Below are 17,283 nucleotides of genomic sequence, written 5' to 3' on the forward strand. Positions count from 1 at the left end.
TCTTTCTATCCCGTCATCGCAAGCCATAGCAAAGCGACCTACTCCCGTCATCGCGAGAGCAACGAAGCGATCTCATTCATTTGAGCATCATTAAGATTGCTTCGTCATGCTTCCTCGCAATGACGGTTCCGTGTTTTATCTCACAATGACGATAAGAAACTATTATGCAATAAAAATCCAAATAGGACATACATTACGTAAGTCAGAATAGACCATCGAAATGGTCTATTCACTGCCAACCAGCTCTCATTAGGATACATGTCCATTGAGTGTTGAGGCAAGAACGCAACAAGAGAACAGCAAATAATTCATAATTTTGCCCTGCAACAGCAAATAGTGAGCATATCTAATCACCAAATCGATCAAGACCAGCTTGTCGCTCAAATAAAAGCGAGACAAGCAGATGCATTCAGCTATTTGTATGACAATTATTCTGCAGCGATATATGGATCAATATCCCGCATTATCAATGATGAGGACATAGCTAAAGAAGTGCAGCAAGACGCCTTCATGAAGTTTTGGGACAAAATCGATCAGTATGATGCAGCAAAGGGCAGATTCTTCACCTGGATGGTGAACATCAGTCGCAATCTGGCGATCGATAAGCTTCGATCCAAGGAGATGAAGAAGGTAGGAAAAACCGATAACATAGAATCTTACGTATCTGGTATAGAACGTGATAACTTAGACCACCTGAACATTGATGGCATAGGTCTGAAAGAAACGTTGACCTCCCTCCGTGATGAAGAAAGATTCATCCTTGAGATGGTTTACTTTAAAGGCTATACCCAATCAGAAATTTCGGAGGAATTTGATATTCCACTCGGGACGGTAAAAACGCGTCTGAGGATGGGGTTGAAAAACATGAGAAACGTATTGCAAGTAGAGTGAACATAGAAGAATACATATCGTCCGGCATCTTAGAAGCCTATGTGATGGATCAGCTTTCATCAGCTGAACGTGCAGAGGTTGAAGCTGCGGCTGCAGAACATTCCCAAATCAAGGATGAGCTGGAGAAGATTGAGCTTTCTATGGAGTCTCTTGCCTTTGCCACGGCTGTCACCCCTCCATCCGACATAAAAGAGAAACTGATGGGCCAGATAGGCTCTGAACCTGAGAAGGAAGCTCCGGTGGTAGAAATGAAGCCTGAAGGATCATTTAATGTGCTAAAGTTTGCTGCCGCTGCGTCCATCATTGCAGCGCTGGGATCAGCAATCATGGCAATGAACTATTGGAATAAATGGCAATCAGCAGAAGACCGTCTTTCTACGCTCATCGCACAAAATGAGCAGTTTGCGGAAAACTACAATCAGGTAAACCAGCAGCTGGGCGACATCCAAAATGCAGTGGCGATCATGAACAATTCTGCCTATAAGCGAGTAACCATGAACGGCACGGACAACGCTCCTGAATCCCTTGCCACCGTGTACTGGAATGAAGCCACCTCTGATGTGTACCTCAGCATACAAAGTCTGAAAGAGCTTTCCCAGGATCAGCAGTACCAGCTGTGGGCAATCATTGATGGCAAACCCGTGGACGTAGGAGTCTTTGATCCGGGTAACGACAACCTTCTCGTGCAAATGAAAAACATTGGAGCTAATGCTGCGGTCTTTGCGGTAACCATAGAGCCACGTGGCGGTAGTGAAAATCCTTCGCTAGAGACCATGCAGGTGGTTGGAAATGTTTGATGCGAGTAGCAAGGTGCAAGTGACAAGCAGTTAGTTGATCCCTTGGCTAGACGCTAGCTTTTAGTTGTCATGCCGTGCTCCGACACGGTATCTTCGGTGGACTCTAAATGCCTACCAGTTACTACTTTACCAGATTCTCCACCAATTAACCAACTCACTAATTCACTTTGTTCTAATTTCAATTTAGTATTGCAAGCTTCAATCAACTGCCGATAGATGTTCGGAATATTTAAAAAGAAACCCAAAGAAAAGCTTCCTCCAGAAATCCTTGACGAGGAAGGTGTGCAAATCCTAGCAGGAGACGAAGTAATTGCTCACCGATACGAGCTGGGTAAGTGCATTGTAGAGCTAGAAGGCCTGCAGTATTTCTACGTTTCTCAGCACTCAGGCAAAAAAGTAAGCTACGTGAAGATGATCGATGCGATCACGGGACATCAGAAGGTGAAGAAGGTGGGGTGAAAGAGTAAGATTATCCTAACCAGTTACCAATAAATCATCTAGTCCCATCTCAAGCGCCTCTGCAACCAATTTGAATATGAGAAGCGTCTGCTCAATGAGCTGAGGGACCTCTTCGAGTTTGTGCCTCCAGCAAAGCTCCGCCGCAGCATTGAAGACCTCTTTTTTAATAGACTCATCAGCGAAGAAGAATCGCTTAAACAAGCAGCTCGCTGAGCACATTTATCAGCTCATCAATTTTTTAAACGAGGCAGAGCCGCAAAGGAAGTAAAACATGTTACCATCATTACGAGGAAGCATGACGAAGTAATCTTAATGAATGATAGTGCGGAACGGGCTTGAGATCGCGTCACCACGTTCGCGATGATGGGAAGATTACCATCTAAAATTCAAAACATTTATCTTGTGCTCTCACAATTCTACCCTTGTAAATGAACAGAAAAAAGTTTCTACATTCCCTAGCGGCAGCCTCTACTTTTCTGGGCCTCCCCTTCACCTCTCTAGGAAAAGGGAACGGTGAACGAATTCGTCAGGCATTGATCGATCAGCAGCAAGATATTACTGGCAGTATGGTAGGCTTTTCTACCAGCCCTATCGCCAAAGTGCGCATAGGCATGCTCGGTCTTGGAAACCGAGGAAAGACTTTGACTCAAATGCTCTATTGGCTGTTGGACAATGATAAAGCTGAGATTGTGGCTGTGTCAGATCTGCTTGAAAAAAATGTAGATCAGGTATTGGAAGGACTGAAGGCGCACCAACAAAAACGACCTAAAGTATATGCAAAAGGTGAAGACGACTGGAAAAAGTTGGTGGAGCGCGACGATATCGACCTATTGATCATTGCCACCCCATGGCGACTGCACACACCCATGGCTCTATATGGTATGGAACAAGGCAAGCATGTGGCCAGTGAAGTGCCCATCGCCTATACACTCGAAGACTGCTACAAACTGATCCGTACCGCAGAAGCAACGAAGAGGCACTGCATGATGATCGAAAATTGCTGCTACAACGATGAGGAACTCTTTGTCCTAAATATGATACAAGAAGGTGTATTTGGAGATGTGTCACATGCGGAGGGTGCTTACATCCATGACCTTCGCAAGCACATGTTGAGTGACGACTATTATCAGGGTCAATGGCGCATCCAACATCATCGTAACCGAGATGGAAACTTCTATACCACCCACGGGATTGGACCTATCAGCAACTATTTAAACATTGGTCACGGGGACAATTTCACTACGCTCACTTCCATGAGTTCTAGAGAGAAAAGCTTGAGTGATGCTGCCAAACGAGTCGGCTCACCTTATACCGACATCAAGTGCGGCGACATGAATACCACGCTCATCAAAACCTCCCTTGGCAAGACGGTCATGTTACAGTTTGATGTGCATACTGGCAGTCCGTATTCCCGAATCAACAAGGTAGTGGGTACGGGAGCGATCCATGCTGGATATCCCGGCCGGCTGTATATCGATGATCCGGATGAGCTGAAGTACTGGGGACATAATTGGTTGCCTGATGAAAGATATCAGGAGTATCGCCAGGAATATCGTCATCCGATGATCAAGAAGCTGAAGAAAATCAGCGAGAACTATAAGCACGGGCATGGCGGAATGGACTTTATTATGATCTACCGACTTATTACCTGTTTGAACCAGGGTGTTGCACTAGATCAGACAGTCTATGATAGCATCATATGGAGTGCAATAACCCCTCTTTCGGAAATATCTGTGGCAGACAATAGCCAGTCAGTTGATTTCCCAGATTTCACCGGTGGTACCTGGAAAAAAGCGCGTGATTTGGAAATTATGAGAATCCTTTCCTAGCAACATTGATACAGGACTCTATATCCTGTTTCCTCTGGTTTATTTCTGTAATCAATTTCAGTTGATTGCGGCACCTGATCAAATTATGGGCTGAATAGTCCGTGTGATAATAGAGGTCTCCTTGTAAGTAGTCAGTAAGAAATCGTACCGCCATGATGAATGGCATTAATAAAATAGAAACTGGCAAGACATCCCATTCCTCATCGGTAAGCCCTCTGCCGTTGGCCAGTGTATAGCCACTAAGGAAAGCTTCAAACAGTTCAAAATGAAAAACCACACAGTTGAGGTCGGCCTCATCCTCTGCGCTTGTATTGCACAGTGTACGTATGGCATCCCCGAAATCGTGCATGATATAACCTGGCATGATGGTGTCCAGATCTATGAGACAAAGTCCCAGCCCTGATCGCTTGTCAAAGAGAATGTTGCTGAGTTTGGTGTCATTGTGAGTGACTCGAAGGGGTTGTTCCTTGAAGGATACCCCTTTTAACTGTTCAGCAAAAATCAGTTCAATCTGTTTGATACTATCAACCGCATTTTTTAACCTGGTTGGCATTGCATCATTTAGTGATTGTTGGAAAGACTCCATCCGTAGATTTAGGTTATGAAAATTCGGTAGTGTTACCTGCAGTCTGGTTGTGTCGCATTCCCTTGTTCCGCTATGAAATCTTCCAATGATCTTGCCTGCCTCAGTACCTATCTTAATATCTGAAGTTGTTTTAAATGACTCACTGTTTTCTACATATCTCATCAGTCGCCAAGGTTGATTGCTTGTATCTCGCGAGATCCAACTCCCTTCTTTAGTTGACACAAACTCAGGCACATGATAGCGTTCCTGATTGTGCAACGAGTCGTGCACCATTGAAATATTGTGCATTATGCTTTCCGGATCTGGAAAGATTGTCGCATTGACACATTGAAGCACATATATCGCATCATTGGTATCTACCCGATAGCTTTTATTAATCAGCCCTTCGGTAATGGATTTGATGGAAATCGCCTTCTCTATGCCAAAGGTTTTCAGAATGTGAAGTGTCCTTAACTCCATAAAGGTGATGGATATCGTCCCGAATGTGTGTATTTCTCCAACTGTTTCACCACCTGTTCCCGATCTTCTTGAAAGGTCAAGCCCATCCACTTACTATTGGAAGTGCAAACTTGAACTTCTTTATTGTTTTGGTCAATCAAGTGCTGAACAGCAGCTGGCAGGTATAGCTCTCCCTCCATCTGCTGTGCTTCCATTTCTAAAAACGTTCGGAATTGATTTTCTATAACGCTAAAAATAGAATCATTGAGGAGCCACATATTCATGGAAACCAACTCTTTTCCCGTAAACTTCCTCCCCGAAATTTCATCAATAATCACATCCTTTTTTTTACCAATGGTCTTATACTCTGTCACGGATCGTAACAATGCATTTTCTATCTCGCAGATGCCTCTAGAAACATTCCCAGCTCGTGATAATGTTTTTGACAGCTCAAATGCAATCATTGCCATACTTGGCGATGTAGATAGCTGTTTTGCGGCTTCTTGAAATGCTGTGTACCCATAATAGTCATCTGCATTGATGGTAACAAATGGCTCAGTCAGGTGATTTCTTGCACTCCAAACCGCGTGAGCTGTGCCCCATGGTTTATCCCTTGATTCGGAGGTTTGGCACCCTTCTGGCAGATCTTCCAAGGATTGATCTACTCCTATGACTTTTACATGTGGTGGTACTCGATCCATCAGATAAGAAACCATATCTTCTGATTCTCTCGGACCGCATACAATTGTTAGGTGGGAAAAACCCGCCACTATCGCATCGTACAGATTGTATTCAAGTAAATACTCTTGATGGACTCCTACTCCATCGTATTGTTTTTTTTCACCGTACCTGCTACCTCTGCCAGCAGCTAAAATCAATAACCTCATAAGTTGCGGCTTATTTGTTGTGGGAAGTTAGTTTTCTTCATTCAAAGTCATCTACATAAAGCAATGACTATTTCCCATAACTCTACTACTCAGCTACATAATCCCCTCCCCATCTTGCACAATGCACTTACATCTGTGCTTGAAGCATTTACATTCATGCACAAGAAACTTAAATGGCTGCACGAAACTCTCGTATCACCGCATAGGTGAGTTACCTCGTTGCACAAGCAACTGACGGTCACGCATTGGATGCTTACATCGATACAGAAACCACTTGCACACATGCAATGACTGCTCTCATCGCTGCACAAAGTCAAATAAATCTTCTCTTGTACACCTTAAGTCAACAGGCATCTTGCACATTTTATCTCTCCTCCCCATACTATTGAGGTTGCTAATTTTTTAAAAAAATAAACTCTTGAACCATGAATAAGCGACAGATCAACAAACTGGAAATGATGCGCGCGACGAACGCCTATCTAGATTCAAACTCTTCGATCTGGAATGCCATCCCAATTGCGAGTTCGTACAAAACAGGATTGGCAAAAGCGATCGATCAAATACGCACGTCAGCAAAAGATCAGGAGGCAGCCAAGGTATTTATTGGCACACATTAAACATCGGGTAGCTGAGCGTATGGATATACTGGATGATGTGCTGGAGGCGTATGCAGACGATACAGAAAACCACGAGTTGTTGGTAAAAGCAAGCAACTCTAAGTCAGATTATTTGCGCCTACCTAATGAGGAATTCGAAAACAAGACACGCAGTGTGATAGAACTGTTAGAAGCGAATGTGTCTTTGATGGGAGACCATGGGCTTACCCAAGACCAAATAGAGGATGTAAAGTTGATGTTTGGTACTTATCAGGATAAACGAGGTAAGCCCCGATCGTATCGGATTGCTTCACGATCAGCTACTAAAAACATTGCGGAATTATTGGATGTAGCCGACGATGCGCTGGAAAGACTGGATCGAGTGATGAAGCGTTTTAAGCGATCAAATGCCTCGTTTTACATTGGTTATTTGACGGCTCGCACAATTGTCGATGATTAATGAATTTGTTTTGTTTCTCTTAAGGGGGCCGAAAGGCCCTTTTTTTTGTCCTGATAAAGGTATTGATGATAATATGTTACCGTCATTGCAAGGAAGCATGACGAAGCAATCTTATGAATGATAGGCTGAACGAGTTTGAGATCGCTTCACTACGTTCGCGATGACGGTAATGGGGTTGAGATCGCTTCGTTGCTCTCGCGATGACAGGAGTAAGAAGATTGCAAAGACGGCTAGGAAAGACGCCCATGCCAATTCAAACCACCAACTTGTAACCATATCCCCTGACATTGATGATCTGGATGGACTCATCCTGAGCGAGCTTCTTCCGTAGCTTGCTGATAAATACATCCATGCTACGTGCGTTAAAAAAGTCGTCATTACCCCACAGGGAGTTGAGGATTTGCTGGCGATCCGTCAACTCATTCAGATTTTTGATGAGCGCATCAAGCAAGTGTGCTTCACGATGTGTAAGTCGCTCTTCGTTTCCGCTAGGGCGATGGTTGAGTGTTTGTTTTTGACAGTCAAACGTATAATCTCCAATTTCTTGCGACCCATTGGTCGTGTGCGCAGTCTTGCGATTGAGCAGCGCATGAATTCTTACAATCAGCTCTTCTATGCTGAAGGGTTTCTTCAGGTAGTCGTTGGCGCCATAACCAAACCCCTCCACAACATCCTCGGTGCGCGACTTGGCTGTAAGAAAAATAATGGGAATGAATTGATCTTTTTTCCTTACCTGCTTCACCAGGGAGAAGCCATCCAATCTTGGCATCATCACATCAAGCACAAGTATGTCTGGTCGATCAGCTTCATATGCCTGCCTGGCTTCTTCTCCATCCTTGCAAAAAATCACATGAAACCCACGCGACTCCAGGCTTTCCCGGATGATCATACCGAGTGCAGCTTCGTCTTCTGCGAGCAATATTTTGGGAGATTCCGAGCTCATAGGGTCAATCTAAACAGTGTTCGCTCATTCATAACATCAAGGGTCAGCTGGCCTCCGTGCAATTCTGCAATGGTACGCGCATAGTAGAGTCCAATACCAAATCCTTTTACATCGTGTTGGTTTCCGGTTGGGATGCGGTAGAGTTTATCAAATACTTTGTGTTTTTGCGCAGCAGGAATATGACCTCCATTGTCTTCTACCTCCCAAACCAAGGATTCACCGGTTTGCAAAAGGCGTATGATGATCTGATTGCCACCGTATTTTATAGCATTATCGATCAAATTGGAAAGCGCATTTTCAATGTGAAATCGATCCAAAGTGCTCACAATGGATGGCACTTTGCTTTCAAAGTCAACCTGCTTCCTGGTTTCTATCATTTGAAATCGCTTCACAATTGCTTCTGTCCATTCCGCAACTTCCACCTGTTCTTTATTCAAGGTCAGTTTTCCCTGATCTATGGTAGCCGTCTCAAGCATCTTTTCCACCATGTCATTGAGTTTTTCTAGCTGATGATTGGATAGTGCCAGGTAGCGACGGGTCTTTTCCTGATCATTGGTTTCGTTGAAGCTGGTAACTCCCTCCAATGCAGAAAAAATGGTCGCAATTGGGGTTTTGAACTCATGCGTAATGTTGCTGATCAGGTCATCTTTAATTGCTGCCAGCTGTTTTTGCTTGTTGATGGTACTGTACAGGTGAATCAAGGTTCCAATAACCAGTCCTATAAGCAACATGGAGAGTATTAGCTCGCCTATGCCATTCTTCAGAATGATTAATGTGGCATTTTCAAAGTCTGCTGATATGGCATTAAACTCATCCACAAAAACAGAGGTAGCTGACACTGACAAGTAGTTAGCGTCATCGATGAGTCCAACAGTGGTTTTTCTTCCGAGGTTGTCTTGCGTCAATGCAAAATCAATATTCAGATTTCTTTCATTCAATTCCTTTTCCAACTCTGTATAAAGCGCACCGAGATCTAATAACTCCTCACTAATTGAGAACATCACTTTCTGTGTAAGAAACTGTAGCTCTTTTACTCGTGAGGAATCTGAGTGAGCAGTGACTTTCAGTCGCCTAAATGAGCGCTCGTTGTTGATGCGAAAAACCGAGTCCAGATGCATAGAATCCGGGTGCTGTCCTCCAGTCCAAACTTGTGTAAAAGCAGAGCTATGGGTAGATTGGCTATCCCCTGCAATCCGAAGAATACTGTCGATATTCGTGACAGCAGAAGCGTAGGCAATCGATTTTTTTCCATTTACGAGCGTATCAAATCCTTCACCCATGATATAGATGCTATTTTTTGCTTTACCTGCGAAGTAATTTTCAATGCTCGCATCCAGCGATTGCTGCACATCTATGATGAATCGTTGCTTATTGACCTCATAGTTTTTAATCGTAAAATACACCTGCGCAGCTGTAAGCACAGCAGCAGTCACCACGATTAAGACCAAACTTTTACGGTACAATTTCTTTATCACGATGCAAATATAGGTGTCACCGTCTGGCTATTTTCTATGAGTTAACACACGTTAACACTGCTTAACCGTGCGTTAGCACTGATTCTCATTGGTTTGCTGGAAACATACATGAACATGAGAAAAACGATACTACTCATCTCACTGGTACCAGGCTTACTAGTGGGAATTGCATTCAAAGCTGTCAGTCAGCAGAAATTTGAAGGAATTGCCAGCTACAAATCATCGATGAGCATGGGAACCATCAATGTAGCTGGAAGAGAAATGAGCCCTGATATGCAGGAGTCCCTTCGCAAGCAGCTGATGCAGCAATCACAACGCGACTACACATTGACTTTTAACCTGGAAGAAGCAACCTGGAAAGAGGACGCAGAGCTAGAATCGTCTGCCGGTGCACCTAGCACAGGTGGCATGCAAATTCGGTTTTCGATGGGTAACTCGATAAGCTACCTCAACCCTAGCAAAAATCAATTTCTAGAGGAGACCGAGATCTTCGGCAAGAAATTTCTCATTGAAGATGAGCTCCCCACATTCAATTGGAAGATCACTGGAGAAACCAAAAAAATCGGTGAATATACGGTCATCAAAGCGGAATATGAGAACATCAGTGAGCAGACTACCATGTCGCTTAGCGATTCCGAACAAACAACCGAAACCGTCATGGACACAACCATGATCACTGCCTGGTATACTCCCGACATCCCAGTATCTCAAGGTCCTTCCAACACCTGGGGACTGCCTGGACTTATTCTGGAACTCAAGAATGGGAACTTCACCTTTTTGTGCACAAAAGTAGAGTTGAACCCTGCAACACCCGTGCAAATTGAAGTGCCAAGTAAGGGTAAGCGCGTAACCAGAGAGGAGGCTGACGCTATCCGAGATGAGAAACTACAGGAAATGATGAAGAAATACGATACTGGAGAGGGAGGAGAAAGACGCGTGATAAGAATCGGAGGATAATCAAAATGAAAGGACTAATTGTTATCTGCTTGATGAGTGTGCTGGGAGTTTTCTCAACACAGGCTCAGGATCATGTTTTGCTAAAGGGGCAAACACGAGATTCTACATTTACACCTATTGCTTTTGCCAATGTTATGGCAATAGATACCGCTACTAAGGAGATGAAAGCTTTCGCCGTGACGGATGTCAAGGGCGGCTTCCAACTCCGCCTAAAGAAGCATACAGTATATGAACTTAAAGTGACTTTCGTTGGGTTTGTCCCCATCAGTGAGTATTTGGTGCTTGAAGAGGCATCTGATGATCCGTTTTTGATTGTTATGAAAGAAGCTGTCAACTCGCTGGACGAAGTGACGGTGGTCGCCGAAATGCCCGTACTTGTGCAAGGTGATACTATTTCTTATAAAGCTGAAGCATTTACCAAAGGGGATGAGCGTAAACTGGAGGATGTGCTGGAAGAGCTTCCTGGTTTTGCTATTAGAGACAATGGGGATATTGAAGTTCAGGGGAAGAAAGTAGACAAGGTACTAGTAGATGGCAAGGAGTTTTTTGAAGGTGATACCAAATTGGCGACCAAAAATATCCCTGCTGATGTGGTGGATCGGGTACAGGTTCTTCAAAACTTCAATGATATTCAGCCAATGCAAGGGCTTAATAATGATGATAGGTTGGCGCTGAACATTGAATTGAAATCTGACAAAAAAAGAATTGTGTTCGGAGATATTGAAGCCGGCGGAGGCCCTGAAAAAAGGTATTTTGGTCATGCCAATACTTTTTACTACGCGCCCAAAACCAGTGTGAATTTTATCGGAGATGGCAACAATGTAGGTGAGCTTGCCCTCACACTCAACGACTACTTCCGCATGTCTGGAGGCATGGCTTCACTTGCTTCACGCAATGGAACTTCCTTTCGCTTCAATGCAGGAGATGCCGGCATACCACTCACCGACAGAAACTCAGCTAGTAGCATTACCAATAAATTGGGTGCTATTAATTTCACTACGCGTCCGACAAATAAGCTACAATTCACAGGTTTTCTGATTGGCTTTGACAATGACGCCACACTTGGTTCTAATTCCTTGCGGACCTATCCACAGCTGAATGATCAGACGCAGGAACAGTTGATTACAGCTACATCCATTGGCAATAAATCAGGTTTGGGACGCTTCTCTGTGAAGTACACACCTAGTTACAACTTGCAGTTGGACTATACCTTTTTTGGTAAACGTAGCTCCATAGATCAGGGAAGGATCAGGAACTCAGAACAGATGGCTGGAAGTAACCTCCTACAAGAAAACAATGAGCGAACGCCGAAAAGTCAGCGTCACCAACTTCGCATGTTCAATGCTCTCAATGAGAAGAACATCATTTCTGCCGAGGTGAATTACAACAAAGAAGAAACTCCGACTTCTCAGTTACTATCCAGTCAACTTCCTTTGTTTAGCACATTCATTGCTGGTGATGCCCTCCAACTAACACAGGATCAGATCGTCGATTCTAAGCGACTAGATGGAGCATTTAACTATTACTACATCCTAAATAAAACCACACATATCAATGCGGCATTTGGAATGAACCTGTCTCGCCAGAATCTGATTTCTAACCTCAATGATGAATCAAATGAAGTGGTGAATTTGAACGAAGGACTTGACATTACTAATCGTTACGTAAGGTTAACGTATAGAAAAAAGTGGGAAAAACTGACCATTAGCCCAGGTGTAAGTCTAAACAGCTACACCGTGAAAGCAGGGGCTGAATCCCCCAATCATGCACAGTACATTTTCCCTCGGATTCGAGCGGAGTACGATTTTGGAAGTTCACACGGACTTACATTTAACTACAACCAATCGCTGGAGTACAATGGAGTAAGCTCATACGCAGAAGGTTATGTTCTCAATTCATACAATACCCTGATGTTTGGTAATACCGGGCTTAAGCCTTCATTATTCCACACGGTATCTTTGAGCTATCGAAACTTCAATATGTACAGTTTCTTCAACATCAGCGGTGGAGTGAACTTTCAGTACATCGAGGATGGATTTACCAATAATCAAGAGTTGAGTGGTGTAGAGAATGTGCTCACCTCCATCAACGCGGGGCAAGCGAATAAAATTACTAGCGGATATCTCAATTTAGAGAAGCGCTTCGATCATTTCAGGATCAGCGGGATGGTTACATTGTCCCAAACTATACTAAACAACCAGTTCGGAGGCCAGGGGATTGAAAACAACAATTTCACTCAGTCCTATCGATTGAACATGTCTGCTCGCTTATTCAAAAAACTTTCCGTAAGGACTGGCTATACGGTATCCGTGAATAGGTATACGTCAGGGCCACTTACAAACCAGTTTGTAAATCATAGGCCCAATGTAGGTACTACGCTGACATTTAAAGGCTTCCGTTTTGAAACGGAATACGCTTACAACAAGTATGTGAATCAAAGTCAAAATCAGGATACTGCATTTGATATTCTGGACACATCTCTGAGCTATCGGAAAAAGAAGAGTCCGTGGGAGTTTAAGATTCAAGGTTTGAATCTATTGGACACGCGTTCTGTACGCCGAGACAGCTTTAGCGATAACCTGATCAGCACCTATTCTTATGACATCCAACAGCGGTATGGATTGTTTACGGTGATGTATGATTTATAAATACTAGCCATCATCCCGGCCAGCTTTCAGTTTCATGGATGTCGGGATGATGGTTTTTATTCGTTCAGTCTTTTATAAAAACATGTTACCTCCGTTTCAAGGAAGGATGCAATCTTATGATTGCAGCACCGTGCTTATGATGAGATCGCTTCGTTGCACCTGCCTGCGGCAGGCAGGCTCGCAATGACTTGAGGAGTTCGCTTTGATATAGTTTAGATGATTGTGTAAATTCTCAAAATGAAAAACTTACAAATCGTTCTTGTTTTCATTCTTGTCTCTTGTACTAAAGAGCAAACTGAATATCATACAATCAATGGAGACCTATATTATACTTGGTTTGATTTTGGAAGTTTTTACAATTACCCAGACTCAGTTTTAGAAAATGTTCTTCTCATACAATTAGAGAATGAAGAAGCCGAATTAATTGCAGAGGATTCCTTAGGATACATATATTTCAAACTTCTTCAAGAGAATGATCTACTAACCAGTCCATGGATAAATCTTAGAGTCAATGATGACAGTACTGTAAAACTTTTTATGGATAAATCCGAATATGAAGTATTTACAAAGGTGTCGCATGAACAACTACTCTCTGATAATGAAAAAATAAATGTGACTGCTAGAGTTCAACATTTAACAGACAATTTATTTAAGTGTATTGAAGTAATGGATGTTAAAAGATTGGAGGGGCGAACCTTTATACTAAACGGCAATAGAAAGTTTACGGTGAGCGATTATAAGTAAATGCAAGGTAGATCGCTTCGTTGCACCTGCCTGCGGCAGGCAGGCTCGCGATGACGGAGAATAAACATGAACTTTTTCAGGTGCCCGCGATTACGTGGTACTAATTTCCCGCATCAGCTTACGGATGTCTTGGATGTAGATCTGCTCCAGTACTTCTACATATGGACGTTGATGATAATAGCCTTCCAGATGGTACTTCTCGGCAAGCTTTAGCTGCTCAAGCGCCAAGTCAAACTGTCCTCTGGATACGTAGATTCGTGCTTTATGATAAAAGCAGTCTGACAGGTTTTTGTAATACTTAAGTGCTTGTTCAAAGGTTAGAAGGGCATCATCCAATCGCTCCATTTTCATGAGTGCCAGTCCTTTGTATAACAGGGCATAAACATCTACCCATTCTTCTCCTTCTTCTTTTGTCACCTTGCTAATGTATTTGTCTAACGATTCGTAAGCTGCCTGGTAATCTCCCAGTCCATAGTGACAAATGCCGCGCATGTAGTCATGGCTTTGTCCTTGCGAAAAATCCACTTCTCCCCTCAGCTCATCGGCGTAATCAAAATCGGATATTGCGCGATAGTAGTCACGATAAAAATAGAGGTAAATGTATCCTCTAAATCCAGCCCACTTTTCTGCTTTCCGCCTCACCGCTTCCCCATAGTAGTGGTGCATCTCGTCGGCAATGCCACGTTTCAATCGCGCAGTTGCTATTTCACGCCACAGATCAGCATCTGTGGAATCCAACTTCAGTGACTCTTCGAGCTGAAACTGTTCGGGCACAGACCCTTGGTAGTAGTATCCTCCTCCCAACCTCAATTGTGGGCCATACTGCTTCTTTTCTGTATCGGTCAACTCCTTCTTGTACCACTGCCGTTCAGAACATGATGAAAGAGTAAACAATGCTAAGCTTATGCTAAGGAAGTATATCGGTGATTTCTCCATTGTCAATTTTAAATGTCAGGTAGAAATAGGCATCCCTCGCTTCTTCGGCAATCACAACGGGTCGCCAATCATCCAGCTTTTGGATTATACTATACAAGTGATCGATGGTCTCTTTCTCAAATTTCAATGGCTGGTACATGAAATCATATCCATCCACGGTAAACCTACCGGCTTTTCCTTCACAGTTGACTACAAAGCGGAAAATGATCATTCCGTTCTGTTCGTACATTTTGGATACTTCCAGGTTGTTGTAAATGGTGTCCAGCAAAGCTCTTTTCCCATAGATGTATCTTCCATCGGGCGTAGAATTATAATAATCTGCGATGAATCGTTCATGCCCACAAATGTTGAATTCTTCCTCTGAATCAAGGGTGTTCCCAGGGTCGATCCAAGCAATTCGATGCTTGTCATGATTCGCTCTTCGCTCGAACTCATCCACAGACATTTGTTCCATTAGTTCTGTTTCGATTCGATAGTTTTCATAGTCACTCTTTGATGCTAAGAACCCTAAGCCCGAACGGTAAGTCGTTGTGTCCGTGAACTTGTTCGCAATTTCTCCACTCTCTTCTTCACGGTACATTCCCTCGGTTACAAATATTTTGGCCGGCTGTCCGTCTATTAATGTATCAGAAACACTCAACTGGGTCTCTGTGAAGATGTAACCCTTATCATTGAATAGATATTTAAGCCTAAATGGCTCTCCATTGCTACGGTCCCAACTTGAGCTTACAGCATTGACAATTTCTATTTCCAAAGTATCTCTGCGAAGAATGTCAATCATCTTTTTGGTATTGATTTCCGCATCGGTCACTTCCATTTCTGAAATCCCTGCCAAGTCAAATCCTGCATTATATCTTTCTATGATTATGCGATGGCCATCTTTTCGAAATTTAGAATATGTGATCTCTGTAGCGGATTTGGAATCCTCATTTTTTGGGTAATAATGGCGATAGTATTTGCTCACATACCCATCTTCAAATACCTCGTTTGGAGGGTAGTACTTGAAAACCGGATGATCGGATGATTGCGACTTACATGCGGCGAGTACAATTAACAGCAAAAAAAGTAGTCTAAACACTAATGGTTTTTTGACTAAAATAAAGGGGAGATGCTTCTTCCTGCGCTTTTTTACAACCGTTAACATTTCATTAATAAAAAAACCCTGATCAATTACATGACCAGGGCATCTATCACCAACCAGCTATAATCGCATCACTGCGATATATAATCTTCAGATTCAACATACGAAATGTGACTCCTGTTTGGATCTCATCGTCAAAAAATCATCCTTTTAGTTTCCTCTTGATTTCCATAGAGACTAATGGCCCCAACTCATAAGAAGCCTCCAAAGATTCGATCAGGTACTCTTTTCCATCAGCTTCTCCAGTTTCATGAAACACCATGCCCATATGGTAGATGGCTTCTGGCTCGTAGGTTTCTCCTTCTACTTTTTCCCGATAAATTTGAATGGCCTCATCAGCTCTGCCTTGGTTAAAAAGCGTCCATGCAAGCCAATCGTATGTTTGCGCGGTGGGTCGTTTGCTTACTTCTGCTCTGGCAAGCTCAAGTGCACTATCAAAGTCTTCTTGTTCATTAAAAATCTCGATCAAGTACTTATTGTACATTCCCACATACTCAGACTTACTAGCTTCGGCAAGAAACCTGTTTTTATACTTTTCTGCTTCTCGTTTTTTGCCTTCATACTCACTGATCTCTGCAAGTAGCAAATAGTAATCTGGCATAGCTGTTTTCTGTTGCAAGACACGCAAAATTTCGAGCGCTTCTTCTGTCTTTCCTTCGTAAGAATATACGAGCCAGGCGATACCTTTCAAGGCATAATCATAGGTAGAATCAAGTGACAAGGACTTTAAATAACTTGTGTACGAATCTTTGATGCGTCCTGCGTGACCGTACATATCAGCTAGATTGGAAGTGGCCCAAAGCTTTCGATCCTTTTGGTAGAAGAGCACGTCTTTTTCTGCTTGTTCCATGTAGTAAATTGCAGAGTCAAGGTCTCCTTGATAATCTTTGTACTTTGATAATCTTACGAGGTAATCAAAGGAATTCATTTGCTTATTGCGATCGAGGATTGCGCCAGCCATTTGATAGTTGCCCAGCTCCATTTCGGCATCAAATTGCGTCAGGAGTGGTCCCAATTTTTCATCCGTCAGCTCTCTGGCACTCACTGCATACGACGCTGCTTTTTTAAAGTCATGTCTTTTGATTGCTAACCCACTTAGGCTCAATAGACTCGGAACTTTCCATTTGCCCACGCTAATTTTTTCAGCAATGGTAAAAACACTATCTGCCTTATAGAGATAATCTATTTCTCCTGTTTTTTCAAACAATTGGTTAAAGGTTCTTCCTAGCTTTTCGTAAAAGATGAAGCCTTTTGGTTCGGTTTTTATTTTGCGTATCCACACAGCCTCCTCCTTTTTAAGCGGTGCTAAATCTATGCGCAAGGTGTTGAGGTATCTGGCGTAATCCGTTCGATTGCTTATCGATTTTGTTTTTGTTATTTCAGAACAGCCAGCAACGATTGCCAATAAGAATACGGCTTTTAATATGTTATTCATAGCTATTGGTTTTAAAAAGAAAGGCTATTGACATTAACTCGAGATAGCGTCGATAGCCTTT

At 43.0% G+C, this 17,283-nt stretch carries 17 protein-coding genes; 9 read left to right on the forward strand and 8 right to left on the reverse strand.

From position 1 onward, the window contains the following. The first annotated feature begins 336 nt into the window (after positions 1-336). From ABJF57_RS03175 to ABJF57_RS03185, 3 genes are all read left to right on the forward strand, one after another. The gene (locus ABJF57_RS03175; RefSeq protein WP_462231307.1) at positions 337-891 is read left to right on the forward strand and encodes an RNA polymerase sigma factor; all 555 of its coding nucleotides are present in this window, start codon (positions 337-339) and stop codon (positions 889-891) included. Then, entirely contained in the window at positions 888-1,688 is an 801-nt protein-coding gene (locus ABJF57_RS03180; RefSeq protein WP_462231305.1) for an anti-sigma factor, read from the forward strand. Before ABJF57_RS03175 ends, ABJF57_RS03180 begins: the two co-directional genes overlap by 4 nt. 216 nt (positions 1,689-1,904) lie before the next feature. Beyond that, positions 1,905-2,147: a hypothetical protein gene (locus tag ABJF57_RS03185; protein WP_462231303.1), complete on the forward strand. Its 243-nt coding sequence runs from the start codon at positions 1,905-1,907 to the stop codon at positions 2,145-2,147. A gap of 15 nt (positions 2,148-2,162) precedes the next feature. On the opposite strand, the gene ABJF57_RS03190 is transcribed toward ABJF57_RS03185, so the two are convergent. Further along, complete coding sequence (locus ABJF57_RS03190; RefSeq protein ID WP_462231301.1) at positions 2,163-2,366, reverse strand: hypothetical protein; 204 nt, start codon at positions 2,364-2,366, stop codon at positions 2,163-2,165. A gap of 209 nt (positions 2,367-2,575) precedes the next feature. Here ABJF57_RS03190 and ABJF57_RS03195 point away from each other — a divergent pair, with 209 nt between their 5' ends. Further along, positions 2,576-3,976, forward strand: a complete 1,401-nt coding sequence (locus ABJF57_RS03195) for a Gfo/Idh/MocA family protein (RefSeq protein WP_462231299.1) — start codon at positions 2,576-2,578, stop codon at positions 3,974-3,976. Here ABJF57_RS03195 and ABJF57_RS03200 read toward each other — a convergent pair. Both ABJF57_RS03200 and ABJF57_RS03205 read right to left on the reverse strand, forming a co-directional pair. Continuing rightward, positions 3,957-5,111, reverse strand: a complete 1,155-nt coding sequence (locus ABJF57_RS03200; protein WP_462231297.1) for a phosphotransferase enzyme family protein — start codon at positions 5,109-5,111, stop codon at positions 3,957-3,959. The two genes, ABJF57_RS03195 and ABJF57_RS03200, sit on opposite strands and share 20 nt — an antisense overlap. Further along, positions 5,012-5,887 carry a nucleotidyltransferase family protein gene (locus tag ABJF57_RS03205; RefSeq protein ID WP_462231295.1) on the reverse strand — a complete coding sequence of 292 codons (876 nt, stop codon included), beginning with the start codon at positions 5,885-5,887 and terminating at the stop codon, positions 5,012-5,014. The genes ABJF57_RS03200 and ABJF57_RS03205 overlap by 100 nt, the downstream gene beginning before the upstream one ends. A gap of 425 nt (positions 5,888-6,312) precedes the next feature. On the opposite strand from ABJF57_RS03205, the gene ABJF57_RS03210 reads away from it, so the two are divergent. Both ABJF57_RS03210 and ABJF57_RS03215 read left to right on the forward strand, forming a co-directional pair. Continuing rightward, positions 6,313-6,504 (forward strand): hypothetical protein, encoded by a 192-nt coding sequence (locus tag ABJF57_RS03210; RefSeq protein ID WP_462231293.1) that lies wholly within the window; start codon positions 6,313-6,315, stop codon positions 6,502-6,504. Continuing rightward, positions 6,491-6,943, forward strand: coding sequence for a hypothetical protein (locus tag ABJF57_RS03215; protein WP_462231291.1), 453 nt, complete (start codon positions 6,491-6,493; stop codon positions 6,941-6,943). Before ABJF57_RS03210 ends, ABJF57_RS03215 begins: the two co-directional genes overlap by 14 nt. 253 nt (positions 6,944-7,196) lie before the next feature. On the opposite strand, the gene ABJF57_RS03220 is transcribed toward ABJF57_RS03215, so the two are convergent. Further along, positions 7,197-7,886, reverse strand: a complete 690-nt coding sequence (locus ABJF57_RS03220; protein WP_462231289.1) for a response regulator transcription factor — start codon at positions 7,884-7,886, stop codon at positions 7,197-7,199. Beyond that, positions 7,883-8,617, reverse strand: coding sequence for a sensor histidine kinase (locus ABJF57_RS03225; protein ID WP_462232026.1), 735 nt, complete (start codon positions 8,615-8,617; stop codon positions 7,883-7,885). Before ABJF57_RS03225 ends, ABJF57_RS03220 begins: the two co-directional genes overlap by 4 nt. An 858-nt stretch (positions 8,618-9,475) precedes the next feature. On the opposite strand from ABJF57_RS03225, the gene ABJF57_RS03230 reads away from it, so the two are divergent. From ABJF57_RS03230 to ABJF57_RS03240, 3 genes are all read left to right on the forward strand, one after another. After that, positions 9,476-10,318 carry a GLPGLI family protein gene (locus tag ABJF57_RS03230; RefSeq protein ID WP_462231287.1) on the forward strand — a complete coding sequence of 281 codons (843 nt, stop codon included), beginning with the start codon at positions 9,476-9,478 and terminating at the stop codon, positions 10,316-10,318. A gap of 5 nt (positions 10,319-10,323) precedes the next feature. Next, positions 10,324-12,966, forward strand: coding sequence for a carboxypeptidase-like regulatory domain-containing protein (locus ABJF57_RS03235; RefSeq protein ID WP_462231285.1), 2,643 nt, complete (start codon positions 10,324-10,326; stop codon positions 12,964-12,966). A 237-nt stretch (positions 12,967-13,203) separates the two neighbouring features. Continuing rightward, positions 13,204-13,710, forward strand: coding sequence for a hypothetical protein (locus tag ABJF57_RS03240; RefSeq protein ID WP_462231283.1), 507 nt, complete (start codon positions 13,204-13,206; stop codon positions 13,708-13,710). Positions 13,711-13,800: 90 nt separating this feature from the next. Here ABJF57_RS03240 and ABJF57_RS03245 read toward each other — a convergent pair whose 3' ends face one another. The 3 genes from ABJF57_RS03245 to ABJF57_RS03255 all read right to left on the reverse strand — a co-directional run bounded on the left by ABJF57_RS03245 (position 13,801) and on the right by ABJF57_RS03255 (position 17,222). Next, positions 13,801-14,646, reverse strand: coding sequence for a tetratricopeptide repeat protein (locus tag ABJF57_RS03245; RefSeq protein WP_462231281.1), 846 nt, complete (start codon positions 14,644-14,646; stop codon positions 13,801-13,803). After that, entirely contained in the window at positions 14,618-15,724 is a 1,107-nt protein-coding gene (locus ABJF57_RS03250; RefSeq protein WP_462231279.1) for a hypothetical protein, read from the reverse strand. Before ABJF57_RS03250 ends, ABJF57_RS03245 begins: the two co-directional genes overlap by 29 nt. A gap of 205 nt (positions 15,725-15,929) precedes the next feature. After that, the gene (locus tag ABJF57_RS03255) at positions 15,930-17,222 is read right to left on the reverse strand and encodes a tetratricopeptide repeat protein (RefSeq protein WP_462231277.1); all 1,293 of its coding nucleotides are present in this window, start codon (positions 17,220-17,222) and stop codon (positions 15,930-15,932) included. Positions 17,223-17,283: the final 61 nt, after the last annotated feature.

This window comes from Ekhidna sp., assembly GCF_039940915.1.
Classification (GTDB): Bacteria; Bacteroidota; Bacteroidia; order Cytophagales; family Cyclobacteriaceae; genus Ekhidna.